This is a genomic window from Pseudomonas sp. P8_241, assembly GCF_034008315.1.
GTDB lineage: Bacteria > Pseudomonadota > Gammaproteobacteria > Pseudomonadales > Pseudomonadaceae > Aquipseudomonas.
In genome coordinates this window covers 463579-489250 of the sequence record NZ_CP125377.1, presented here as the reverse complement: position 1 = coordinate 489250, position 25672 = coordinate 463579, and the positions used below count along the sequence as shown (strand labels likewise).

Sequence of the window (25672 nt, the reverse complement as noted above, 5' to 3'; positions counted from 1 at the left end):
AACGGGCGAAGGTTACCATTTGCAGCTGACAGAAAAATCAAACTGACATCACGACAAGTACGTCGACTGATCTCATCATTATGTGAACGCCTCCCCTGTAGGAGCTGCCGAAGGCTGCGATCTTTTGATCATTAAAGATCGCAGCCTTCGGCAGCTCCTACAGAAAATGGCACCCTCTAACTGCACAGGATTCCCCATGCCGATCATTGTTGAGCCGCTAAACCAGGCCACTAACCAGGACCAGCAGGATCTGCAGAAAATTTACCGCGACGCTCCCGAATGGCTGTTCGCCCCGTTTTCCGGGGATGCGCAACTGATCGAAGACTGTTTGCGAGACGGCTCGCTGATCGCTGGTCGCTTCAATGATCGTCTGCTCGGCGCGGCACGCTTGCAGCGGCACCAAGACGTTTGGTACTTGTCCCAAATATGCGTACGAAAAATTACCCGTCGCCGTGGGGTCGCTGAACGGCTAGTGACTGAAGCCCGAAAAATGGCCGAGCAATCGGGCGCGACACTCAGTCTGTTGGCACCTGCCGGGCATCTGGAGGCTCAGGCGCTGGCGGCCAAACTGAAATTACCCCTGCACGAATCGACCCTGTGATCGCTGACCGGTCGTCCATTCCAGGGCGCTATACTCCTCGGCTAAATTTCGAAATCGACTAATTACAAGGACTCGCCCATGAAAGCGTTCGGCAAAATCCTGGGTCTGGTACTTCTCGGGCTGTTGCTGATCATTGTGGCACTGGGCTTTGCCCTGACCCACCTCTTCGATCCCAACGACTACAAAGACGAGATTCGCCAGATTGCCCGCGACAAGGCCCACATCGAGCTGACGCTCAATGGCGATATCGGCTGGAGCCTGTTCCCGTGGCTGGGCCTGGAATTGCACGACGCCAGTGTCGCGACCCTGATCAAACCGGCCGAGCCCTTCGCCGACCTGCAAATGCTCGGCCTGTCGGTGCGCGTATTGCCGCTGCTGCGCCGTGAAGTACAGATGAGCGACGTGCGCGTCGAAGGCCTGAACCTGCGCCTGAATCGCGACAAGGATGGCCACGGCAATTGGGAAGACGTTGGCAAGAAGCCCGTCCCGGCCACTGCCGATTCTTCCACCGCGCCTGCGGCGAACCCCGGTGAGCCGGCCCCGGAAACGACCGCGCAAGCAGAAAAAACAGCGCAACCGATGCGCCTGGATATCGACAGCCTCACCGTCAACAACGCCCGCGTCGAGTACAACGACGAAAAAACCGGCAAGCAGTTCAGCGCCGAAAGCATCCAGCTGAGCACCGGCGCAGTACACGATTCCACCAACATCCCGGTCAAACTCACCGCATTCCTGGGCACCAATCAACCGGTTCTGCGGGTGCGTACGGAACTGAATGGCGAGCTGCGTTTCGAGCGCGCCTTGCAGCGCTACAAATTCGAAGACATGAAACTGTCCGGCGAAGTCGCTGGCGACCCCTTGCAAGGCAAGACCATGACCTTCGCTGCCCAGGGCCAACTGTTGCTGGACAGGGCGGCCAATGTCGCCGAGTGGACCGGTATCAAAATCTCCGCGAACCAGCTGCGGGCACTGGGCGAACTGAAGGTCAACGACCTCGACAAGACTCCGCAGGTCAACGGCGGCATTTCGATCGCCCAGTTTGACCTGGCAAAATTCGTCGACAGCATCGGCCAGAAACTCCCGGCCATGGCCGAAGGCAGTCTGACCAAGGTCGAGCTGGCCAGTCGGCTGACGGGCACGCCGACCAGCGTGGCATTCGACAACATCAACCTGAAACTCGACGACAGCACCTTCAGCGGTCGCATCGCCGTCGAAGATTTCGCCAAGCAATCGCTGCGCGCAACCCTCAAGGCAGACACCTTCAACGTCGACCGCTACCTGCCGCCCAAATCTGCGGAGGCCAACAGCGCCAAGCAAGTGCGCCAAGCCGAAGTGGCAAGTACCGAAGCCGATGCCATGGCGGGCGCCGGCAGCACCCCGCTGCCGCCATCGCCGACCAAAGAGGCCTGGAGCAACGAACGCCTTTTGCCGGTGGAGCGCCTGAGCAAACTCGATGTGGACGCCGACCTGAGCTTCGGCCTGTTGACCCTGGACAACCTGCCGATTCAAAACGCTGCGCTCAAGGCTACCGGCCAGGGCGGCTTGCTGACCCTGGTGAACCTGAGCGGCAACCTGTACGAAGGCAACTTCAACGCCGCCGGCACCCTCGACCTCCGCCAACAGGTACCGGCGCTGAACCTGCTGACGAAGATCAGCCGCGTCCCGGCAGAGAAGATCCTCGAGAGCCAGGGCAAGAATCCGCCGGTCAAAGGCCTGGTCACGCTCAACAGCAACCTGACCGGCAACGGCAACAGCCAGAAAGCGCTGATCGAAACCCTCAATGGCACCACCAGTTTCGTCATCAACAACGGCGTGCTGCTCAATGCCAACCTCGAGCAACAGCTGTGCAAAGGCATCGCCACGCTCAACCGCAAAACCCTCAGCGGCGAACCACGGGGCAAGGACACGCCCTTCCAGGAGTTCAAAGGCAACCTGACGTTCCGTAACGGCGTGGCCAGCAACCCGGACCTGAAAGTGCGTATTCCGGGCATGACCGTCAACGGCAACGGCGACGTCGATCTGCGAGTCCTGGGTATGGATTACCGCGTCGGCATCGTCGTCGAAGGCGACAAGAGCGACATGCCAGACCCGGCCTGCCAGGTCGGCGAGAAGTTTGTCGGCATCGAATGGCCCCTGCGTTGCCGTGGCCCGCTGGAACTGGGGGCCAAAGCCTGCCGACTGGACAACGAACGCATGGGACAGGTCGCCGCCAAGCTGGCGGGAGAGCGGATCAGCGACAAAATCGATGAGAAGCTGGGCGACAAGGTCAGTCCGGAACTCAAAGACGCACTCAAGGGGCTGTTCAAGCGATGAGAGCCGAGCAGTTTTCAACGGCGGTACTCGACTGGTTCGACCGCCACGGCCGACACGATTTGCCTTGGCAGCAGGACATCAACCCATACCGGGTATGGGTCTCGGAAATCATGCTGCAGCAGACCCAGGTCAGCACTGTGCTGAATTACTTCGACCGCTTCATGGCCTCGTTGCCGACGGTCGAAGCCCTGGCCGCCGCCCCGGAAGACGAAGTACTGCACCTGTGGACGGGCCTGGGTTACTACACCCGTGCACGCAATCTGCAGAAGACCGCGAAGATCGTCGTCGAGCAGTACAGCGGTGAATTTCCCCGAGACGTGGAAAAGCTCACTGATTTGCCGGGCATTGGCCTGTCCACCGCCGGCGCTATCGCCAGCATCAGCATGGGCCTGCGCGCGCCGATCCTCGACGGCAACGTCAAACGCGTGCTGGCGCGCTTTACCGCGCAAGAGGGCTACCCTGGGGAGCCGAAGGTCGCCAAACAGCTCTGGGCCAACGCTGAGCGCTTTACGCCGCATGATCGGGTCAACGCCTACACCCAGGCGATGATGGATCTCGGCGCCACGCTCTGCACCCGCAGCAAGCCGAGCTGCCTGCTCTGTCCGCTGGAGAAAGGCTGTGAAGCGCACATGCTCGGCCTGGAAACCCGCTACCCGATCCCCAAGCCGCGCAAGGCCATCCCACAGAAGCGCACGTTGATGCCGATGCTCGCCAACGGTGACGGCGCGATCCTGCTTTACCGCCGCCCGTCCACGGGCCTGTGGGGCGGCCTCTGGAGCTTGCCGGAACTCGACGACCTCGACGACCTGCAACATCTGGCGTCGCAGCACTCGCTGGAACTGGGCACACAACAAGCACTGCCAAGCCTGGTGCACACCTTCAGCCATTTTCAGTTATCCATCGAACCCTGTCTGGTTCAGGTCCAGGAGTCCGGCCATCACGTGGCCGAGGCCGACTGGCTCTGGTATAACCTCGCCACCCCGCCGCGCCTGGGCCTTGCCGCCCCGGTCAAAACCTTGCTCGAACGCGCGGCCGCCGTATTGAACGCAGGAGAGTCGTCATGACCCGCACCATCATGTGCCGCAAGTACAAAGAAGAATTACCCGCCTTGGAGCGCCCTCCATTTCCGGGCGCCAAGGGCCAGGACATTTTTGACCACGTCTCGGCCAAGGCCTGGGCCGACTGGCAAAAACACCAGACGCTGCTGATCAACGAAAAACGCCTGAACATGATGAACGCCGAAGATCGCAAATATCTTCAGGGCGAGATGGACAAGTACTTCTCCGGCGAGGATTACGCCAAGGCCGAAGGCTACGTGCCGCCGTCGGAATAACCCCGCAAAATCGGGGGTCGGAACGTAAGCGACGGTAATAATTAAATTTTTTTTGAAAACTTGCTTGACGACCCCCTGAAAAACCAGTTTAATGCGCCCCGTTGCCCAGATAGCTCAGTCGGTAGAGCAGGGGATTGAAAATCCCCGTGTCGGCGGTTCGATTCCGTCTCTGGGCACCACTAATTAATTTCAGGTGGTGTCTAAACTACCCGAAAGCCCCAAAGAACCCGCCTTGTGCGGGTTTTTTGTTGTCTATGCTTTCCTATACCTCCCTAGCATGCCCCAATCTTTGGGGGCATATCGGGGGGCACATCCGGTTCGGTCTATTTCATGCCCCTACGGAGATGCCCCAATGCCACGCAAAACCATTCCGCTGACCGACTCCACAATCAAAGCGGCTAAATCCAAGGAAAAGTCCTACAAGCTAAGCGACGGTCATGGTCTGTACTTGGAGATCATGCCGAACGGCTCGAAGCTCTGGCGCCTGAAATACCGCCACTCCGAAAAAGAAAAACGCTTGGCCTTGGGGGCATACCCAACTATTCCTCTTCAGAAAGCTCGCCAGCGGCGCGAGGAGGCACGCCAATTGCTCGCAGACGGCATCGATCCAAGTTCTGAACGCCAAGCCGCCAAACAGGCACAGAAGGCCGACAAGCTGACCTTTGAAGTGCTGGCGCGGGAGTGGTACTCCTACAATGCACCACGCTGGGCCGAGAGCACCGCCTACAAAGCCAAGCTGTATCTGGAAAACGACCTTCTCCCAAGCATTGGTGCCCGCCCCATCACCAGCATTACCCGCCCCGACCTGGTGGAACTAGTGCGCAAGGTGGAGGCACGAGGCACCCTCAATGCCGCTGGTAAAATTCGCCAGTGGTTACACCAGATATTCCGATACGGTTTGGTCCGGGGCGTGGTGGAGAGCAACCCAGCCACCGACCTGAACGTGGTAGCCGCACCAGCAAAGGCGGTCCGACACCATCCGCATGTCACCTTCGCCGAGCTGCCTGTGTTATTGAGCAAGCTCGAAATCGCCAAGATTCACACCTTCACCCGTTGCGCTATCCGACTGCTGCTCCTGACCGCTGTTCGACCTGGCGAATTACGAGCTGCGCGCTGGGATGAATTTGATCTTGACTGTGATACCTGGACGATCCCCAAAGAGCGTATGAAGGCCCGCCGCTCCCATGCTGTGCCCCTCCCCAGCCAAGCTGTTGCCATCCTGCGCCACCTTCACGAAATCTCCGGTAGCTTCTCCCTCCTATTCCCAGGTCAGCAAAACCCGGACCGCCCGATGAGCGAGAACACCATCAACAAGGCACTGCGCTTGATGGGATATGAAGGCCGCCAAACCGGCCACGGCTTCCGCCACCTGCTGAGTACCGAACTGAACGGGCGAGGTTATAACTCCGACTGGATCGAGCGCCAGCTTGCCCATGGTGACGCTGACGAAATCCGCGACACCTATAACCACGCCACCTATCTGCCCCAACGTGAAGACATGATGCAGGCCTGGGCCGACTCAATTGACGCCCTATGCACGAGTGCCAATGTGGTGAGCATCAAACGCAAGGCGTGATCGCCTCATTTTAACTTCCCAAGCATTTCCAACTAGTCTCAATCCATCGCTGTGGATAAATCCACTTAAACCGCTGCCAGCCTTGTCAACGCTAGAGAGGCTGGCCTTTGGGAGACCGGAACAATGGATAAGCCAGACAAGCCCGCCCCGTTTATCAAGCAAGTTGAGCAAGCGCTTGAACCGAATTGGCAAATGCTAAAAGTAGGTGAACCATTGAGGGGGGCGAATGACCCTGCGGCAGTTCTTCTGCGTACCATCAAAGCGGGCCTTGCCCGCTACGAGGGAGATCCATCGGCGGAAGAAACGTCCCTTTCACCTGAGGCGCGTAGCGGCGATACACGATTTTACGGGCTTGCGAAGCTCAACAAAGAAAGAGGTGCTCTGCGAAAAATAGCCCAGCAGACAGCCAAACAGTTATGGCAGAACGATACAGCTCAAAAAATCCGCATTGGCGAAATGGCACAATCTGTTTTCGCCGAGCTGTACAAAGAGCACCGTAAATTACTACCAGATAAGCCCGATCAGATTAAGGATTGGATACGATCTGCGGCACCAGCTTACGCATTACAACCGGGGCGCCCTAAAAAAACCCCCTGATCGTACGTAAAACCCCATTTCCCTACGGTCGGGGAGTTTTCCTATGAAATCTTCTTAGACAACATCTACCCCATGTTTCCCACGCAACCCATGAGGTCGCTAAACATGGCACACATAACCACCACTCCCGAACAATCCGACGCCTCGCACCGTTTTATCAAACTTCCTGAGGTGCGAGCACTGACCACTCTTTCCACATCTGAGATTTATCGGCGCATCGCTTCCGGAACGTTCCCCAAGCAAGTCATGCTCGGACCGAAGTCTGCTGTCTGGATCGAATCTGAGGTGCTGACTTGGAGGGATGCTCGTATCCGGGAAAGCCGAGAAGAAGTTGCCTAACAGCCTCCTTACCATCCTGCACACCTCCTGAGCAGTTGATTTAGACGAGAAAAAAAGCCAACCCGCAATCAGCGGGGCGAACTCGGCTTGCCCGAAGATCGCCCCCGGAGGCTCCAAAAATGGACCCTACGAACGCTTTCCTTGACGCTATCCAAGCCGCCTATGGCGCTCTGAATCTTAGCCACATAGTTGATGGTGAATTTCACCGATTCCACATTCCGGGTGACCGGCCCGGAAGCCGCAATGGCTGGTATGTGTTGCACCTCGACGGCATCGCCTCGGGCTGCTTCGGCAGCTGGAAACTAGGTACCACGCATAAGTGGAGAAGCCGCATGCCGGCCAACCTAATCGAGGCGCAGCTGATCGCCCAACGCATCGAGCATGCTCGACGCCGGCGGGAGGCCGAATTGCACCAACGTCAACAGACTGCCATCGAGCATGCACGTGACCTGCTGAGCGATTCGAGCCCCGCTGATCCCTACCATCCTTACTTATTTGCCAAGGGCTGCCACCCGCATGGGCTGCGCCAACGTGGCGACCTGCTGCTGGTGCCGATGTACCACAACGGGCAGTTAGTCAACTTACAACGCATCGCTTCGAACGGCTCAAAGTGGTTCCTGTTTGGTGGTCGGGTGAAAGGTTGCTATGCGCTTATCGGTCACCCAAAACCGGGCCAACCGCTGTACATCTGCGAAGGCTGGGCAACCGGTGCCACGCTCTATGAGCAAACCGGCCATGCCGTGGCCTGCGCGATGTCTGCGAACAACCTGTTAGCAGTGGGTGAGCACTGGCGCCAGCGCTATCCCAACATTGAGCTGATTCTTGGAGGCGACGACGACCGCCAGACCGAAGGCAACCCTGGCAGGACAGCAGCAACCAAGGCCGCCGCCGCGCTCGGCTGCAAATTGGTGTTTCCTGACTGGCCGGACGACGCCCCGCTGGAGTTCTCCGACTTCAACGATTTACGCCAATGGAGGACTCGGCAATGAATATTTCTGAGCCCCCGCCCTATGAGCCACCGTCGATTCAAGACTGTGAGGAAATCTTCAACAGGCTGCAAAATACCGATGCGTCCATCATGAGGAGTATCAATGACACTACAGTCGGTGCCCCGCCCCTTACTATTGGATCAATTTCGGGTCAGCAGAAACAAAGAGCGAATACAAATTGTCATGCCGAACTTACCCTGGCCTCCAGCGTCACCCCGCAGCCGATCCAGTGGGTATGGCCTGGCTGGATAGCACGAGGCAAGTTAACTGTCCTAGCGGGAGCAGGCGGCTGCGGTAAAACCACCGTGGCCATCGGACTAGCCGCAACCCTAACTAACGGAGGCCGTTGGCCTGATGGTGCGCAGTGCAAGAAACCCGGAAATGTACTCATATGGAGCAGCGAGGATGATATAGCGGATACATTGCTCCCTCGACTGATCGCAGCTGGCGCCGACCTGAACCGTGTGCGCTTCGTCACGGCAAGTATCAATGCCTCAGGCGTGCGCTCGCCCTTCGACCCGGCCAACGATATCAACCTGCTGAATGAAACCATCGCAACTTTCGAAGGCGGGGCTGCCTTGTTGTTGATCGACCCCATCGTCAGCGCAATCAAGGGCGATATGCACCGTGCCAATGATGTTCGGCGGGGATTGCAGGGGGTCGTGGACTTCGCCGAGAAGCACAGCTGTGCCGTGCTCGGCATCAGCCACTTCAGCAAGGGAAGCAGCAGCGGCATTCCTGCTGAACGGGTGATCGGCAGTCAAGCTTTCGCTGCATTAGCCCGCACGGTCCTAGTGGCCGCCAAACAGGAAAACTCGAACACCCGTGTGCTCGCTCACGCCAAGTCAAATATCAGCAACGATCAGGGCGGAGTGGAATATTTCATAGAGAGTTGCACTATTGGCAATGGCATCGAAACTACCTGCGTCCAATGGGGTGACAAGATCGATGGCAGTGCCCGCGACATCCTGGCCAATGCAGAGCGAACAGAGAACTCCGAATCCGAAGCCCATGAAAAGCACAACGCGCTGGAGAGTGCCTGCCAGTTTCTTCAGGAAGAACTCAAGGACGGTCCCATCGCTACTGAAAAGATTGTTGAAGATGCAAAAAGTGCGGGCTGCTCTTGGGCGACAGTCAAGCGCGCAAAAAATCATCTCGGTGTCATTGCAGTTAAACGTGGAATGAAAAGTGGCTGGTGCTGGGTGCTGCCCAAAGATGCTCAAGACATCTCAAAGGTGCTCACAAAAAACAGTGAGCATCTTCAAGAAGAAATGAGCACCTTCGGCGCCCCGCCGATCTTCGACGACTTCGACACGGAAGAACTCTGATGGGCGCCGCGATTGATTTTCTCCATCGACATGGAATTTTCGCCAAGGCTAAGGGGGAGCGCATAGTCGTCTCCCCCAAAAGTCAGCTTACCGACGATGTTCGACAATTTGTACGCACCCACCGCCTGGAGTTGCTGGCCGAGTTGGCCGAGAACGACCAGGCGCCACGCCTTGTCGCTTGGCGCATTACCCGTAACGGCAAAACAATTTGCATGATGATCGGAGAGCCCATAACGAACGTCGAAGCGCTAGAAATTGCTCACTGGCACTGGCCGGATGCAGGTGTCACCCCTATCGCGGCTGCGCAGAGAACTGATCCCTTGCCTAACTTGTGGAACGTCACTCCCCCGGCATAGGTTCTTCCACGCTGCTTGATTACGCGGGTAATTCGAAGCCCGACTTTCGCCAAGTTCATCGCGTAAAACGAGTGACCACCAGGCCTGACCTCCCATCAATGAATCGGTTAGCCGTTCGCTTACCTTGACTCGGCTTCGCAGCTGGACAGCACCCGCTGCGAGATCAAATCAACGGGACATGCTCCCTTAGCTGTTCGCTATATCAATATCTGCCGGCTATGACGGGCCGGTATAGGTTGTAGATTCACCCGGTTACGACAGGCAGAAAACGGTCGGGACTCGCTCATGAAGGAGGGGCTACGGGAGTTAGGTGATGCCTATAACTGCCTCAGTCGCATTATGGCATCTGTGATGCCTTGAGCATTCGTCTCCAGCGTTTCCATGGCCGCAATTGCGTTAGTGGCGACACTCCCCACTCCATTCTCAGGGAGCCACTTTGTCATCTCTTCAATGGCCGCACTAATGGCGTGCTGGTTGTGCAGGAGCAGATTGTGAGCGTCTGCTGTGGCAATGTTGGCTTCAGAGTTATCTGGCATGGGTACAGTCCTTGAGTAACGGGGGCGCAAAGACAGCTGAACTCGCCGCTGGTTGGGGCCAACTCTCCAGATCCGTTGACACCTGGGTAATTGCACGGACTTGCCCCCCCCAATTGCAATCCACCTAACCAGCAGTTTGCACCGGATTTGACCTGTCCCCTCAGCAAACATGACCGGCAGAGAGCGGCCATCGGGAGTCGTCCGGGTCAAAATTTGGTTCCTAGGCGTTGAGATTTGCTCTATCTTCCAACCCTGCTGGTAATGTCAAATTGCCGCATAACGCATAAAATAGTTTTTAGAGAATCAAAAGGAAATTGAGCAAAAAATGTACATCCTTAAAAATTATGGTTTTTCCTTCTCAACAAAAAAAAGCGATATCGAACTCTCAAGCTTTTTCGATTCCTTAGTAGGGACTGATATTGATTTTCCGATTCGCACGGATAGCTCGAGAAAAATCATAATCGACCAAGACGAAAACTACATATATGGAACGGTCATAACAATAAAAAATCAAAAAAAATTTACATCGTTAGTAAATAACGGGAGCAGTCTAGAAATCAAAATTTCGGATTTGTCTAATCTGGAGAAAATAGCTGAATTCAACTTCTTGTTGATCAACAAAGCCAATGGCTTGGGGATTTATCAATATCATCACGGGTCATGCACCACTCCTAATTTCGGCTCAATGATCACTAGTCTTTATAGGCGCAAATTAGAAGCCAAAAGAGCCGCAGAGATCTCAACTCTCGGGGGCAGAGATGCTGTACCAGCAAAACAGCTGAAAGCTATCAATAGTCGTTTTTTCCCTGGAATGGCATTTGACATAATTATTCAATCGAAAGATATCGAGAAAGTTTTAGAGAAATATAAAACTATACGATCCTTCAAGTACGAAATATCTTCCATCGAAGCCTCTTTGCGTGACGAATCACCCCTGCAAGGTCTTATAGAAAAGGTCCAGCATCATGTGCGCTTCGATAGCTCAGTAGATTCGAATTTAATCATAAAAGGTATACAGAACATGATACCTGGCATTAAAAACAAAACTGCCAGAGTCGAAGTGCTCGATGACCAAGATGAGCCGATTTCTGTAAAAATTATGGATATTCCTGCGAATTTTGGGGAGTTGAGCTATGATGAATTCATCAAAAAATTGCTCACCTTCAAAATGAACGACATCAAAGGCTGCAACTTGTTTCAAGATCTCAAAGAGAAATGCGAAAAGGACTACAAACATGTCTTCTCAAAGAAACTATCAAATTAACAGCAAGGAATGCTGGGCGTTTGTTGTGGCAGTGATCATTACTGCATTGCTTTATGTTGTTTTGATTATGGCGACCTCCAAAGAGATTCACCTGAGAGGGTTTTTATATTTAGAGCCAGGGACAACTAATAAGATTTTTGATTTCTATGCAAAAAATTTGAGAGGAAGCCTTTTTACAGGATTTTTAGCGCTTGGTGGGTTTTTGATGTCCGCTAAAACTTTCATCATTGTAAATATGAAGAAAGAGGTTTATGACTCCGCAAAATACAAGCAGGACTGGCTTGACGGAAGGGAGCTAAATGGTCATGAAAACTATCCCCCTCTGTTTCGACCGCTACGAAGATTGAGCAACATACTCTTTTACACAATCTCATTTAGCTTTTTAGCATCAGTGGCCCAACTAACCATTGGTTTGTTTGAAAGTGTTACATCCGTAGTAATTTGCGCGTTTCTCGTGATTTTGGCGATATGCTTTTTAATGCTCTCCCTCTATCTAATAAAGAAAAATTTGGCGACAATGTTTGATTATTTAGATAAGGCCCATGACTCATAAGGCCAGCTACAACACTTAAAATGCTTGTACTGATCACATCTTTGAATAATTTATATTCAACCAAAGATTGTTATCTGCTAAATCGGTTTAGAGTGATGGAGCAAAAAATGATACGCGCAGCTTAGCAAACATCCGTAGGGTAGCGGCCCCCTGAGGGAGATCAAGTTCACCTCAGTCTTGCTCGATCCAACTCACTGCGGCGTATCTATTTATGCAACTTTGCTAAATTTCAAATTAAATCATCTAGCATCTGGGATATTCTACGAGCACAGTATCGCTGCTTCATGCGTAATGATTTCCGCCTTCTCAATGAATAGCCCAGCCGCCCCTTATAAATCGTCACTACTGAAGGAGAGGATACTAATTCGGCTTCAGATAGTTTGTCGCGCAAGTTTTGTATCACAAGATCCATTTGAGTGATCGATGCCGCAATCAATAACTCTTCTCGCTGATAGTAACTTACGTCGTATTTCCGCGACGCAGAGTTGTCCACCGCAACTTCGTCAACCTCGTCTTCAGGAGAGGACAGATCTCGCTCTAGAAGTGAAAGTTGTTTCTCGTTAATGAATGAGTCTCTTACCTCTTCAACAGCCGCAGGAGATGTATGCTGGTGGAGGTATTCATTCGCAAGCTTCAAGAAGCTGTGAGTTGAGTATATGTAAAAATCTTTACCAGTAGATTCAAAGAATTCGTCCATCAACTCCGGAAGAGGGCCAATTGTTTTGCCTCCGCAGATCGACCACCAATCTTCTTTTCTTTCACCAGTAACAAGAATTACTGAAATTGAAGATTCTTTTGACTTGTCTAAAATCTGATTCCAAAAAACCAAATCCCCATATCGTTTGTTGATTTCTTTTGTAAGCACTGAGCCTTTATGCTTATCTCTATCTTCGAATCCTGGTGGTATTTTTTGCGAATATCGAATATCGCCTTCTATCACTAGGGCATTTAATTTTTCAGCGGAATATTTTGGTCCGACTTTTCCCTCTAGCAGCTCAGCTAGTCGTGCTTTGACATCATCATCTGTAATTCTACCTTCATGCAGATCTCTTCGATCTTTTAGATCGTCCAAAACCTTTTCAGTAGACCTGCAAAAGTCTTCGTAAATATCTTTAGATACAAATGGATGGCGAGTTGGCATCTCCAATTCGGCCTTGAATTCTTCGAGCTTACTAATTGCTGAAGTGTATAGTTTCGATTGGTCGTGCACAATTTTTGCACGATTGTCTAAATACTCAAGCATAACTTGATAAGGAATCCACAATCTTTCGCCAAGTGATTCTATAACTTGATAAAGAGCATCGCGTGTTTCATCGGAGTATTTGTACATCCCGGTCAGGACATTTGTATCAAAGACGAATATGCACTCCGCCCATAAATTACTAATTCTGTTTTGGTCACTAGCAAAATGACTAGGAAATAACGACTTCATGCCCCCCCCTTCAACTCCATTGCTTAGTAGGATTTTTTAATGAAATGGCTCGCATCCTACCTTATCCTCACACTTAACTACCAGTGAAACCCAAGTACCCACGAACACCGAAAATCAATCCCTTCTGCACCCTCCTTTTTTGTCCAGCTTTGCGCTTCTATCCCTAGTTGTTGAAAAAACCGGGAATTATTTTAATGGCACTGTTGATCAAAAGCCTTGGAGATCCGATTGGAAGCGGGCCTGATCAACCGTCTGTATCTGGCCGATTTCTGCCCCCTCGCGACAGACAGAAATCAGCCAGAAGCGGTCACTGGCGCTTAGGTTCCACAGCGGTCATTGACTCAAATGCGGTATCAAGAACATGTATTCAGGCTCAAGTTGTCGGCGAATCGTCAGTAAGCCCCTAATCCGGTTCGCGCGCGATTAGAAGCGGCCAACTAACACCAGAGGCGAAATCTGGGTGACGCGGTTCGCCTTCAGGCAGCCCGTGTATGTCTCTGATTTCATCAATTTCTCGCAGGTATCGTGCAGGCACGTCGGACGGACCACCGTCCGTGCACATCGCCAAGAGATCTCGCCTCAGCTCAGCGACGGGTGCGGGCAAGATTTCGAAAGCGCCCGACCAATCGCGTGAGGGGACACGCTCAGTTGCAACATGCTCGACGGAGCGATAGCCCGCGAAATTGCGGCCCGTCAAGATTTCTGCCCGCACAAGCAGCAAAAGTCCTGGCATATCGGGCGCTTCGGATATCGCTCTCGCAAGGAGTACCAAACCCGGCGTTGCGGGACCATCTGCGAGCAGCGCATAGGTACGGCCTCGGACGTCGGCATGTGCTTCTAGCAACCCAGCGATTTCGCGTGCGACGAACCAGTGATCGAGCCCCTTCTGCTCGAAAGCACCTTGCACAGCAAGATCTACCAGTTGATGCGCGATATCCAGAGCACCCGTAGCCAGTCGGAAAATTGTGCGGAGCCAACTGTGATCACCGTAAAAGGCAGGAACCAACACTGCTAGCCTGAACAGGCAACAGCCGCCCTCTTCGTCGGCCAGGCTCCCGCATGCAAACACTACATCCTCGAGCATGTGAGGGTGTTGGAACGATTCAGGTAAAGTTGTCAGCAAATCAAGACCAACGCGTGCTCTGTCCGTAAACGGTAAGAGCTGCAACCATTGCCTGAGTTCGTACCCATCGCTTTGAGAGAGGATCCATGTGTGCGACTTGGCTTCTTCCAATGTGTCGGAGATGCCGCGTGTCACTTCATCAAGCGAGAGAATCTCGCCTGAAAGACAGAGATTCACTAACAACGAGCAACGAGCGCGCGGTAGGGCCAACCCAAGCAGTTGTTTAACCACGCTGCTCCACTTACCGTGAGGAAGGCGCACAGCCCGTGTGCCAAGCGCAACGGCAAGTCGATGCTGATCGTCGCGGTCTCCTTCGAGCAAGCTTTGGATCACCGCGAATATGGTGTCGGCCTCCTCGCAAGTTTCTACGGGATCGGCGATGCGAGCTGCCCGTCGTGCTGGAACACCTGAAAAATCGAGCCTGCCAAACAGGCGAGTTTCAACCGACGGAGGTTCGTTGGTGAGCAGCCAATGCTCGACAAGTACACCTGTGGCCTCTTCGCCAAAATTCGAATCGTCAAGATAGCTGTACAGGATGTGCCTAGTATCCGGATGCTTGAGTGCTCGAAAGGCCCGCGCATATTCATGGGTATGAGGTGTACGCGCTTCATCCACTGCATTCCCAGGTCGCCAGCTCTCCGCTTCCGCCTGCTCGCGGAAGGCTCGAAGGCGCCGAAGATTGTCATCGAGCAGCGCCTGAAGGACTGGCAAGAGTTGGCCAGATGGCGCACAGGTGGCAAGTTTCACGAGACTCGCCGTCTGCATCCTCGTCGCCTCGCCGGACGCCAGCATTCGGTATGCCCACTCTTCCATAAGACCGGAGATACTGCCTTTTACTGTGTCACTGAAAGGTCGATCGTGACTCGATTGCTCTCCGCGACATCGGAACAACACCTCAGCCATCAGCGCCATCTGCGAAACTGACGCTGACGCAGACCGCGCCTGTACAGCCTCAAGAATACTTTCGGCAGGTGCGAGCGCCAGTCTTCCTTCAAGGCCACGAAATAGCCTGTTCACCTCTGGGTCCCACGCGCCGTTCACCTTACGTCTTGGTTCAAGTTCGAACAGCATGTCAAGCAACACGGCCGACGAGCGAGGGCCAAGCACCACAGCGGCGATGGAAGCACGCTGGCTGTACTGGTCTAAGTCCTCCTGTGCGATCTTCAGTAGCGAGTCATCATCCTCGACGACCCTTCCAGCAGAGACAATTTCTGCAGCGTGGTGAAATAGCGACCGTCCTTCAAGCACCCGGGCTATGAGGGCTTTGGCTACAACGAAGGGATAATGTGTCCGCAACGTCTCAGCAAGCGAGCTGACGTCTCGGTCCCCGAGCCTGATATCCATCGTTGACAGCACCCTGTACAACGTGGATTCCTGCGTCTCATCGTATGGTGCACGAGCGATCCGTTGGAGCTTATCGTAATCCGTATCCGCCTCAACTGAGCGCTGCTGCGCCTGTGCAAGACGTTCGCGACACTGAGAATCTGCAACTTCGTCAACATCCAGAATTCGTTGCCTCACGATCTGATCTAGTGTGGCGTCCGAGGCCGTCCGAAGGATCTCAGCAATATGGTAATCAGCGCGCCGAAACGACAGAGCACTAACAACGGACAACTGCACATCAGCATGAGGATCCATCTTTGCGAGGGCCGTCGCGAGGTCGAGTCCATCCACATCACCGTGCGAAGCCATTTCATGCAGCAGAACCTCCCTCGGGCCTTCCGGCAGCTCGGCGATGGCACTCGCAGCGTCATTTCCAAATATTGACCGCCGAAGCTGTCGGCAGTTACGCAGCGCACGCAGGCTATTTTGCTCACCTTCGTGAGTCACAAGCGGCCAGATTACAGCGAGGAACTCCGGTCTGCCGGAAGTGAGCATGAACCTGAGTGCGCGATCAACCGTGCCAGGTACATGCCATGCCCTCACGAAGCGCTGCACGTCATCCGCGACCAATGCCCAAATTTCATCTGACGACCGATAAATCATTTCGGCTGCGAGCAATGGATCAACCTCCAGAGCCGCCAGTACCGATCGTGCACAAACCGCCTTATGCAATTCGTCGGTACTACGCGCGAGCCGCTCGACCGCGAACAGGATTGCCTCTTCCCAGGCAGACGTGTCAAATATTTGCGTCTGCAGAGCCTTCAATTCGGCCGGATCCTCAGAGGCCAACCGCATGCGATCTTGGACCATGTGCGACGCGTACCACTCTTGAAACTGCTGATGTTGGAACGAGTAGCCGGGGGTGTCCCCTAGCCGCAACAGAACATGATTGCTAATCAGAGCTTCAAGAGCATCGTGCGGTTGAGGCAACGTCGCCACCTGTCCTTCCGCCATCAACAGCCTTCCGGTCTCGCTGATTGACCGGCGGGCGTCCACCTCCGAGAGTGCAACCGCAAACGCACTAGTTGATCGCACAGCCAGATCACACAGGTAGCGGTCGTGCAGGCCTGCCAAAGCTGCGCTCAATGCTTCTGCGTGCTCCGGCACAGCCTCATGAGCCTCCACGAAGCGGCGCAGGAGTTCTTCCTTCGTTGTCGGGAAGGCTGAGCCGCGCGGAAGTGACAAGAGCACTGTTAAGTAAAGGGGGATGGAAACTAACTCGCGAATTCCTGGCGTGCGCCAGGCCTCATCCACAATGCGAACTCCCGGCTCGCCATACATCTCTCGTGCTATTTCTTCCTGCTGGCTGTAGTTGAGAGGCAGGAGATCGACACGCAGCGCTTCTATAGGAACATCAAGTGACTGTCGGCGCGTAGAGATAATGATGCCGAGGCTGGGCAGCTCGGCCTTCAAGGAGAGCAACTGGACACGGGCGCGTCGACGCGCTGAAGTGTCAAGCTCATTCCAGCCATCCAGCAACAGCACTACGCCGGGCTGTGCTGCTGCCGCACGAAAAATTTCTTCTGATATCCCTCGGAAGGATGGCCGACGCAGGATGGATGCCAGCAAATCCATGTCCTCCGTTGCCCAGTCCGCAAGCGAGACAAACATCGGAATCCCTGTTGGTTCTGCAAGCAGCCCCTCGGCTACTTGAAGCAGCACTGTCGTCTTTCCCATACCGGGAGGTGCCACAAGCACGAGATCATCGAGTGAGACAACGGCTCTTGCAAGTGACTTTGTCGTAATGGACTCGTTGACACCCTCAATGGTCAAAGCGAGCTCAATCGACGAGGCTGGCCATCGCGCCGTTCGGCGAAATACTTCAATATCGGCAGCTGCAGCGACACGAAGATCCCCTGCATCTTGGAATTTTTCAGATACAGGCCGTGCAGTGCCCTCTAAAACACGCTTTCTTGATTCTGTCTCGGCATCTTTCTTCCATGCGTGCAACAGCTCCGTAGTGAACTTCGAATCTGGCGAGTCAATAGCTGTGCCGTGGTTTCGGCACATCCAAATCCCGTTGGTCACCGAACGACGTTCGTCCAACGTCATCTTTTCGTCGTAGCGCGGTCCACCGGGCGCAGCGGCGCAGATGTGAGAAGCAGTGCCCACGCTCATGCGCCCATTCTCGTCCGAGGTCGCACCCTCGGTGAAGACGCGACAGCCTGGAAAACTGCATAGCCATCCAGCGCGCTGTCCGATCTTACGCCTGGTGCACGCTGTGAAATCGTCTCGGTTCTTAGCCATTTGCCCTTCGCCTGCTGTTCGCTTCCACATACAGTGTTGAGCGCTCGCCCAAGTGTCTATTAGATCGCGTGCTGTCGGTTCAAGACCTCCATCTCCAAGAATCCTATCTCTTAGAGCCTAGAGCAGTGACTGCCACGGGCCGGCAGTTGCCGTTCTTGATGAACAAATATGTTAGGAGTCGCAGCAGCGCACAGTTAGGGCTTCAGCCCCGTGCCGAGTTTTAAGATACGTAAAGAGGGATCATCTGTCCTACGCTTCCAGAAAGCTAGCAGCGAGGTGAAAGGCCATGCGATGCAGCATCAGTGAGATTGCCCGCCGTGTGGGCATATCGAAAGCCGCCGTCATTCAAGCCAGAAATCAGGGTCGCCTCCCCGAATCATTGTTCACCCTGAATGAAAATGGTATCACCTGCATTGCAGATTCTGCATTGGCAGAGAGAATGCTGCGTGGGGTTATTGGGTTCAGGATAAAAAACACCTTGCGCATGCCACGAATGTAATTAAGTACCTATGATTGGCTTTCGCTGGGGCTGGTAGGGCAGAATAGGGAACCAACACCGGGACTACTTTTTGTTTTGGGGGCATATTTGGGGGCATGTCGACATACCACCCAAACAAAACCCTAACAAAGATAAGTAGTTAGGCAAGCAATTCGGTTCCGTCTCTGGCACCAAATACCGAAAACCCTGAATCGCAAGATTCAGGGTTTTTTTATGCCTGCGGTTTGATGTCCACCGAAATCGGCCATCACCACAGGCCACAAAAAACCCGCGGCCTCTGAACAGGCATCGCGGGTTTTGTCGTTTCAGAGGTTGAGACTTTCAGTACGCCATCGACCAACCCAACGTGTATGTCCGCCCACGCCCCTGATAGTCATACAGGTATGCCGGTCCATACGTCGGCGCGTAGAACAGCGTCGCCCGCTGCCCCCACACCGTGCTGTATTCCTTGTCCAGCAGGTTCTGGATGCCGGCACTGAAAGTACCGAACCCGGTGTCGCGGCTGCCCAGCAGGTCGAACGTGGTGTAGCCGCTGATCTTGTGGTCGGCGTCGTCTTCCAGGGTGAATGCATGGTTGCCCTGCAGGCGGACGCTGGTGCGGTCGCCTTTCCAGCCAACGAAGGCCGTGGACTTCGATAGCGACGCGTAGCGCGCATCGCGCTTGATCCAGTCACCGTCGGTGCCCTCCTCTTCCGAGCGCACCAGGTGCAAGGTGCTGCCGGCTTCCCAACCGCTGAGGAAATGCCGGGTCAGCGCGCCTTCAAAGCCATAGTCGCGACTCTTCTGGTCGATCACATCGATGGTCAGGGTGGCGCTGTCAGTGGTGATGACTTTGTCGGACCAGATGTAATACAGCGCCGCCTGGGCGTCCCAGTCGCTGTCAGAGTAGCGCCAGCCGGTTTCCACCTGACGACTCTTGATCCCCGCCAAAGGGTTGTCTGCGACGCTCAGGCCCGGCTTGCCGTAAAACTTGGCAGGGTCTGGCAGATCAAAACCCTCGCCGTAGTTGATCCACAGTTGATGCCCGTTCTTGAAGTCGTAGATGGTGCCCAGGTTGTATAGGCTGACCGAGTAATCGTTGCTGCCGCCCTCGACCCCTTTGAATTTGCCGACATCGACGTCCATCTGCTGACGCCTCGCGCCACCGGAAACGGTCAGGTTGTCGGTGGCGTACCAGTCTAGCTGGGCATATCCGGACAGGCCGTCGACGCGATAGCCGGGATAGCGCGGCGCCTTGCTGGCGGTATCCAGGTCCAGTCCGCCACTTTCCGAGGAGAGACGCTGGTCGAAGGTGCTCTGTTGAGCATTGAAGCGCTCGCGATCGAGGTCTACACCGTAGGTGAACTTGAAGGCCTGCCACTCCTTGGCGAACAGCGCCTTGAAGCTGCTGACTTCAAAGTTCTGTTGCGAGGCAGCAAAGTACACCCCTTGGGAGCCGACGGGTCTGCCGGTGTTGTAGTAAGGAAACGGGTAGAAATTGTCATCCTCCTTGCGATAAGACGCCTGGAGGTAGAAGTCCTGCCCCAACACATCGCTGTGGTGGTAGTTGGCGTTGAGCAGCACGCGCTTGGTCCGCGGGTCGAGATCGGTCGAGTAACCGTCGCGTAGTTCGGCGTCTTCCAGGTTCGACGGCTTCTGGTAGTTCAGGTTGGGAAAATAAATGCCGGTGTCGCCGTTGTTGCCGGAGTCGTAGTACTGCGCCAACAGGTCCAGGCTTTGTTCGTCATTGAATTGCAGGGCCAGGCTGCCCATCACGTCGATGGTGCGGTTGTATTGCAGGTCGGTCTGGGTGTTGTCGATGAAGATCTGGTCGCCGGCACCGTCGTAGAACGCCTGGTTCTGCTCACCCGAGATACCAAGCCGACCGCTGATGCGCTCGTTGCCGCCACTGACCGATTGCGCGATACGCGTCGCCAGGTCATCGCTGTTGTTGAAACCGCTGCTGGCGCCGAGCTGCGTTTCAAACTGTGCAGGCCCCGGCGCCCCCTTTTTGGTGACGATGTTGATGATCCCGCCCGTCGCGCCGCCGCCGTAGATGGCGCTGGCCCCGGACAACACTTCGACCCGTTCGACGTTGAACGGCGAGATGCTGTCGAACTGGCGCGACAAGCCGCGGGAGCTGTTCTGGCTGACGCCGTCGATCATCACCAGCACGTTGCGTCCGCGCATGTTCTGGCCGTAATTGGTACGCCCTTCCGGTGCGAGGTCGAGGCCCGGCACCAGTTTGCCGATCGCCTCCTTGAGGCTGACGCCGGTTTGCAATTGCTCGCGCAACCGGGTTTGGTCAACCACCCAGACCGTGCCGGGGATTTCACTGATGGACGTGCTGGTACGCGATGCGACGCTGACTTCGATCGGCTTGAGGGTCATGGTCGTCGGCGCCTCCGCACGCCGCAGGATGACCGTACGCGCGTCACTGAACGCCCAACTCATGCCACTGCCCGCCAGCAGCGTCTGCAAGGCCTCAGCGACGGTATGCTGGCCACTCAGTGCGTCGGCCTGCAAGCCCTCGACATCGGCGGTGGTGTAAAGCAGCCGCAGGCCCGCCTGGTCGGCGAAAGCGGTCAGCGATTGATCCAGCGACTGGGTCGGTAGCGACAACGACACTCGACGCTCCTGAGCCTCGACCGCTTGCGCCGTGCTTAACGTCTGCGCCTGCACCAGTGCCGGGCCGAGCAAACCCGTCATGATGGCCTGGGCCAACAGCGTCTGACGCACGATGTGTTTGCCGTGGTTGCTACGCGCCTGTGCCGACTGCTTGAACATACCTTTCACGTCTACCTTCCCGCCCCGATGAATACGTCAATGAGAATGATTTTGTTCTCAGTCTCACTACGACGATTCGCCAGGGAGGAACTTGCAGTCGGTTGGTGAAAATATTTTCAGGTCAGTGCAAAACCGCCAGCCACGGCAAGTAAGTGACCTTCAGTGGGTAGCGCTGCTCAAGCGTTCGCAGCGAGCCCTGGGGGTCGTTGAGCTCAAATACGCCGCTGACCGGCAGCGCTGCCAATTCGCGGTCGGAGATCACAATCTTCCCGTGCTGATAACGCTCCAGCTCACCCATCACCTCAGCCAGCGGACGGCCGTTGAAGATCAGCTTGCCGCGCTGCCAGGCCGTCAAACTTGCCGCATCGACCTTCTGCTGGGCCAGCAACGGTTGCCCCGATTGATAGGCCAGACGCTGATCAGCCTGCACCACCACCGGTTGATGGGAACCCTTGAGCTGCACCTGACCGGCGCTGACGACCAGTGTCAGCGCATCGCCGTCTCGACGAACGCTGAACACAGCGTTGCCAGCCTGCATTTGCTCGTCACCGCTGCGCACCACAAACGGCCGCGCATCGGTAGCCGGCTCGAACAACGCCTCACCCGCGCGCAGGATGACCGTGCGCTCATCGGCGGAAAATACCACCGACACCGCGCTGGCACTGTTGAGGATGATCTTGCTGCCATCGGCCAGCGTCACGATCTGCTGCTGGCCGACGCTGGTGTGATAATCGGAGTTGAGCATCGGCCATTGCTGCCATCCCGCCAAACCAGCGACCGCGAGCACCACTGACGCCGCCAGGGCGGGCCACCAGGTCTTGAGGCGGCGGCCAGCAGGCGGCGCTGCCTTGAACTGTTTGGCCGTCGGCGTATGCCCGAGCATCGCCCACAGCGCTTGAGCCTCATCGGCCACCACCTGGTGCTCGGCGCTCAAGGATCGCCAATGCTGGTAAGCACGCTGATCGTCAGCGGTAGCCTTCCCCGAATTGAGCAGCACCACCCAATCGAGTGCGGTGTCTTCAAGGCTTTGCGAAGGTTCGGTCATGGCGGCATCGTGGCTGGAAAGGGAAGGATTACGCATGGTTGTTTTTCAACCAGTCGCGGCAATGACGCAGGGCCTGGCCGATGTATTTTGCCACCATGCTTTCGGAGACGCCCAGTTCGATGGCGATCTGCGCCTGGGTCAAGCCTTCCAGGCGATTGAGCAACAAGGCCTGGCGCGCGTTCGGCGACAGTTGCTGCAAGGCATCGTCGAGAATCCCCAAGCGCTCCTTGGCCAGGAACACCGCTTCTGGCGGCGGTGCCGGATCGACCGCCTCGACATACTCCTGACTGTCCGCAACATTGCCGCTCAAGCGTTGTTCCCGACGCAACGTATCGATCGCCAGATTCCCCGCCACGCGGAAGATGAAGCTGCGATCATTGAGCACCGCCACCGACTCATCGACATTCAACAACTTCAGATAAGTTTCCTGCGCAACATCGGCCGCACGCTGACGGTCACTCATGCGCCGGGTGAGGAAGCTGAGCAAATCGTCGTAATGTTCCTGGAAACTCAGCAGCAGGCTGGGCGTTGGCGGCATCGAGGGACAAATCCGGGGGTGAATTGAGCGAGACGATGGAATCTGTTCGCAGGCGTTAATGAGAAACAGTATCTTTCATTGGCCTGGGAACTTTCAACGCCACGATCTGTAGGACACAAACGAAAAACCCTGAATCGCAAGATCCAGGGCTGATTTCCGCTCCATGGTTTAGAGCCTCTGGTCAACTTGCATCATTCCAGTGGAAAACCAGATTGCGAGGCGCACCGCTGCCGACATCGGCAGTGTCTTGCCGTGACTGCCCGTTGCGCGTGGCAATGACGATGTACTTGCCGGCAGGCAATTGCACGTAAACCAGCGGACCGGCTTCATTGAGCGTCAGCACAGTTTCCCCGGGCTTTTTCTGGATAACGACATTTACGTCTGGCGTGTATTCATCTCCCGTACCGACAGAGAACGTCATGTGCAGGTTATAACCCGTCGTCTGCTGGATGGCCTTTGCTTCATCCTCGCCGATCCCTCCGGAAAGGTAGGTGATGCCGTTTTGTTCCTGCCGCTGAACCTGCACGCCTGAGCTATCGATAGGCTCAAGGCTCGCGGCGGGCGATAGGGCAGGAAGCAGCAAAATGCTGACGGCGGCGAGGGACAACATGAATGAATGGGTGGTTTTCATGATGGCGACTCCCGGGTTCTGTTGAACCCAATCGTTACCTACTTTGGATTTCCTCCCGGCGGGAGGGGTTTTAGATTCATTTGGCCTTTGGATGAGTACGAAACGTACTACGTCATTTGTCCCTTAAACTCCTCCGCCATCAGATACGTCCTGCCAGCGCAGTCCGTATTTCGTGCCTGTTTCGCAGTAATGCCCGGCATCTTCCCGTGGCATTCACTTGTCATTCTCTTGCGCCTGTTCAACCTGCTGCGGAAGACCTGATGACGGACCTCGCACCCAATGACACTCAAGACCCAAAACTTGCATTGCTGCCAGGTAACCTGGGGGAATTGAGGGCTTTGACGAGACAAACCTGCGAAAAATGCGCCAGTTTTATCAAGTGTTTCCAATTCGCGACGCACTGCGTCTCGAATTGAGCTGGACTCACTACCGTCGCCTGCTTCGAGTCGACAACGACAGCGCTCGTCTCTGGTACATGAACGAATCCGCCAGCCAAAACTGGTCAAGCCGTGCCCTGGAACGCCAGATCAATACGCTGTACGACGAGCGCCTCCTGGCCAGTCGAGATCGCGGCGCGCTCAAACAGGAAGCGGCCACCAACATCCAGCAAATAAAGGCCAGTCCTCGAGATTTCGTTCGGAACCCCGTGGTACTGGAGTTTCTTGGTTTGCCTAACGCAGGCAACCTTCAGGAAAGCGAAATCGAACAAGCGCTGATCGAACAACTGCAAGGCTTCTTGCTGGAGCTGGGAAAGGCTTCGCATTTATTGCCCGTCAGCAACGCATCAGTACCGACAGCAAAGACTTCTACATTGATCTGGTGTTCTACAACTACCTGCTCAAGTGCTTCATCATCTTCGATATCAAGCGCGGCGAACTGACCCATCAGGATGTGGGGCAGATGGACATGTACGTGCGCATGTATGACGACCTCAAGCGCGGCGAGGAAGACGGGCCCACCGTCGGCATCATCCTCTGTGCGCAAAACGATGAATCCGTGGTGCGCTACTCAGTGCTTGAAGGCAACGAGCAGCTGTTCGCCAGTAAATACAAGCTTGTCCTGCCGAGTGAGGAGGAACTGGGCAATGGGCTGGATCGGGAGCGAGCGGCACTTGAAGAGCGATTGACTCATCGACAACTGCGTTGAGGCGAATGGATTGTCCATCAACGGCATCAAGACTATCGTTGGCAACTTACCCGCAAAGGTCTGAAGCCGATGAGTTTGCAGGAAACGCCGCCACTGGCCCCCACCCACATCGAGTTGACGCTACCGATTCCCGAACCCGGCAAGTCGTTCAAGGAAGCGGCACCGGATGGCTTCATCCTTGGTGGCTTCACCTGGCGCCACGCCGCTCAAGACATTGCCCGCCCGGTCGTGATCATCAACGCCGCCACCTCAGTCCGTTGCCGCCATTACTCGCGCTTCGCCGACTACCTGTTCGCCAACGGTTTCGACGTCATCACCTATGACTACCGCGGTATCGGCGAATCGCGTGCGGGATCTCTAAAAGGGCTTGAGGCTTCATGGAGCGATTGGGGAGCGCTGGACTTCGAGGCGATGCTCAAGCGCGCACAGCGGGAGTTTGCGGGGCAGCCTGTGGATGTCGTCGGTCACAGCTTTGGCGGCTGTGCGGCGGGCCTGGGAGCATCCGGGCATCTGATCCGTCGCCTGGTGACCGTCGGCGCGCAATTCGCCTACTGGCGCGACTACGCGCCCGCCCATCGTTGGCGGATGTTCGGCAAATGGCATGTGCTGATGCCGCTGGTGACAAGGGTTTGCGGCTACTTCCCCGGCAAGCGTCTCGGCTGGCTGGAAGACACACCGGCTGGTGTCGTTCGAGACTGGAGTACGCCGACCGATCGATACGAGAAGCGCCCCAGCAGCCGCGTGCTCCACGCAACCGTCGGTCGCCTGCCCTTCGCTGCCGTGACCGCGCAAATCCTCGCCATCAGCATCAGCGACGATCCCTACGGCACGATTCCGGCCATTGAACGCTTGCTGAGCTACTTCACCGGCAGCTCAAACACCCACTTGCGCATCGCTCCTGAAGACATCGGCGAACAAGAAGTCGGACATTTCGCCTTTTTTCGCAGCGCATACCAAGCCACACTATGGCCCATTGCACTGTCCTGGCTGCAAAACGGCGAACTGGCCCCCGACACACCCGGGCGGACAGTACCGCGCAGCTGAGCCACCTGCCCTTTTTCACGAATTACGGAACGA

19 protein-coding genes, 1 tRNA gene and 2 pseudogenes are annotated in these 25672 nt (G+C 55.4%); 15 read left to right on the top strand and 7 right to left on the bottom strand.

The window, feature by feature from the left end:
• Window positions 1-196 precede the first annotated feature (196 nt).
• From QMK58_RS02205 to QMK58_RS02155, 11 genes are all read left to right on the top strand, one after another.
• Window positions 197-601, top strand: a complete 405-nt coding sequence (locus tag QMK58_RS02205) for an acetyl-CoA sensor PanZ family protein (protein ID WP_053153147.1) — start codon at window positions 197-199, stop codon at window positions 599-601.
• A 78-nt stretch (window positions 602-679) separates the two neighbouring features.
• Entirely contained in the window at window positions 680-2914 is a 2235-nt protein-coding gene (locus tag QMK58_RS02200) for an AsmA family protein (protein WP_320395812.1), read from the top strand.
• Window positions 2911-3978 carry an A/G-specific adenine glycosylase gene (mutY, locus tag QMK58_RS02195; RefSeq protein ID WP_320395811.1) on the top strand — a complete coding sequence of 356 codons (1068 nt, stop codon included), beginning with the start codon at window positions 2911-2913 and terminating at the stop codon, window positions 3976-3978. The genes QMK58_RS02200 and mutY overlap by 4 nt, the downstream gene beginning before the upstream one ends.
• The gene (locus QMK58_RS02190; RefSeq protein WP_053153138.1) at window positions 3975-4247 is read left to right on the top strand and encodes an oxidative damage protection protein; all 273 of its coding nucleotides are present in this window, start codon (window positions 3975-3977) and stop codon (window positions 4245-4247) included. Before mutY ends, QMK58_RS02190 begins: the two co-directional genes overlap by 4 nt.
• A 103-nt stretch (window positions 4248-4350) precedes the next feature.
• Window positions 4351-4426 (top strand) — tRNA-Phe (locus QMK58_RS02185).
• Window positions 4427-4614: 188 nt separating this feature from the next.
• The gene (locus tag QMK58_RS02180) at window positions 4615-5823 is read left to right on the top strand and encodes a tyrosine-type recombinase/integrase (RefSeq protein ID WP_320396513.1); all 1209 of its coding nucleotides are present in this window, start codon (window positions 4615-4617) and stop codon (window positions 5821-5823) included.
• A 123-nt stretch (window positions 5824-5946) separates the two neighbouring features.
• Complete coding sequence (locus QMK58_RS02175; RefSeq protein ID WP_320395810.1) at window positions 5947-6420, top strand: hypothetical protein; 474 nt, start codon at window positions 5947-5949, stop codon at window positions 6418-6420.
• Between the two features lie 105 nt (window positions 6421-6525).
• Window positions 6526-6759, top strand: coding sequence for a helix-turn-helix transcriptional regulator (locus QMK58_RS02170; protein ID WP_320395809.1), 234 nt, complete (start codon window positions 6526-6528; stop codon window positions 6757-6759).
• A gap of 119 nt (window positions 6760-6878) precedes the next feature.
• A complete protein-coding gene (locus QMK58_RS02165; RefSeq protein WP_320395808.1) occupies window positions 6879-7748 on the top strand; it encodes a toprim domain-containing protein in 870 nt (289 codons plus the stop codon).
• A complete protein-coding gene (locus QMK58_RS02160) occupies window positions 7745-9076 on the top strand; it encodes an AAA family ATPase (RefSeq protein WP_320395807.1) in 1332 nt (443 codons plus the stop codon). The genes QMK58_RS02165 and QMK58_RS02160 overlap by 4 nt, the downstream gene beginning before the upstream one ends.
• The gene (locus tag QMK58_RS02155; protein ID WP_320395806.1) at window positions 9076-9432 is read left to right on the top strand and encodes a hypothetical protein; all 357 of its coding nucleotides are present in this window, start codon (window positions 9076-9078) and stop codon (window positions 9430-9432) included. The genes QMK58_RS02160 and QMK58_RS02155 overlap by 1 nt, the downstream gene beginning before the upstream one ends.
• Window positions 9433-9749: 317 nt before the next feature.
• On the opposite strand, the gene QMK58_RS02150 is transcribed toward QMK58_RS02155, so the two are convergent.
• On the bottom strand, window positions 9750-9968 hold the full coding sequence (locus QMK58_RS02150; protein WP_320395805.1) for a hypothetical protein: 219 nt from the start codon (window positions 9966-9968) through the stop codon (window positions 9750-9752).
• Between the two features lie 325 nt (window positions 9969-10293).
• Here QMK58_RS02150 and QMK58_RS02145 point away from each other — a divergent pair, with 325 nt between their 5' ends.
• A complete protein-coding gene (locus QMK58_RS02145) occupies window positions 10294-11232 on the top strand; it encodes a hypothetical protein (protein ID WP_320395804.1) in 939 nt (312 codons plus the stop codon).
• On the top strand, window positions 11204-11785 hold the full coding sequence (locus QMK58_RS02140; protein ID WP_320395803.1) for a hypothetical protein: 582 nt from the start codon (window positions 11204-11206) through the stop codon (window positions 11783-11785). The genes QMK58_RS02145 and QMK58_RS02140 overlap by 29 nt, the downstream gene beginning before the upstream one ends.
• A 229-nt stretch (window positions 11786-12014) precedes the next feature.
• Here QMK58_RS02140 and QMK58_RS02135 read toward each other — a convergent pair whose 3' ends face one another.
• The 6 genes and pseudogenes from QMK58_RS02135 to QMK58_RS02110 form a co-directional block, all read right to left on the bottom strand.
• Window positions 12015-13217, bottom strand: coding sequence for a PIN-like domain-containing protein (locus tag QMK58_RS02135; RefSeq protein ID WP_320395802.1), 1203 nt, complete (start codon window positions 13215-13217; stop codon window positions 12015-12017).
• A 403-nt stretch (window positions 13218-13620) separates the two neighbouring features.
• Window positions 13621-17841 (bottom strand): hypothetical protein, encoded by a 4221-nt coding sequence (locus QMK58_RS02130; RefSeq protein ID WP_320395801.1) that lies wholly within the window; start codon window positions 17839-17841, stop codon window positions 13621-13623.
• Window positions 17842-18790: 949 nt separating this feature from the next.
• On the bottom strand, window positions 18791-21157 hold the full coding sequence (locus tag QMK58_RS02125; protein WP_413817418.1) for a TonB-dependent siderophore receptor: 2367 nt from the start codon (window positions 21155-21157) through the stop codon (window positions 18791-18793).
• A gap of 199 nt (window positions 21158-21356) precedes the next feature.
• Window positions 21357-22316 carry a FecR family protein gene (locus QMK58_RS02120; protein ID WP_053153132.1) on the bottom strand — a complete coding sequence of 320 codons (960 nt, stop codon included), beginning with the start codon at window positions 22314-22316 and terminating at the stop codon, window positions 21357-21359.
• A 7-nt stretch (window positions 22317-22323) separates the two neighbouring features.
• Window positions 22324-22818: pseudogene (locus QMK58_RS02115) on the bottom strand (sigma-70 family RNA polymerase sigma factor); the annotation flags it as partial.
• A gap of 181 nt (window positions 22819-22999) precedes the next feature.
• Window positions 23000-23449, bottom strand: a complete 450-nt coding sequence (locus QMK58_RS02110; protein ID WP_053153127.1) for a hypothetical protein — start codon at window positions 23447-23449, stop codon at window positions 23000-23002.
• Between the two features lie 331 nt (window positions 23450-23780).
• Here QMK58_RS02110 and QMK58_RS02105 point away from each other — a divergent pair.
• Together QMK58_RS02105 and QMK58_RS02100 are read left to right on the top strand one after the other, a co-directional pair.
• Window positions 23781-24595, top strand: a pseudogene (locus tag QMK58_RS02105) (PDDEXK nuclease domain-containing protein); the annotation flags it as partial.
• 69 nt (window positions 24596-24664) lie between these two features.
• Window positions 24665-25639, top strand: coding sequence for an alpha/beta fold hydrolase (locus QMK58_RS02100; protein WP_320395800.1), 975 nt, complete (start codon window positions 24665-24667; stop codon window positions 25637-25639).
• Window positions 25640-25672: the final 33 nt, after the last annotated feature.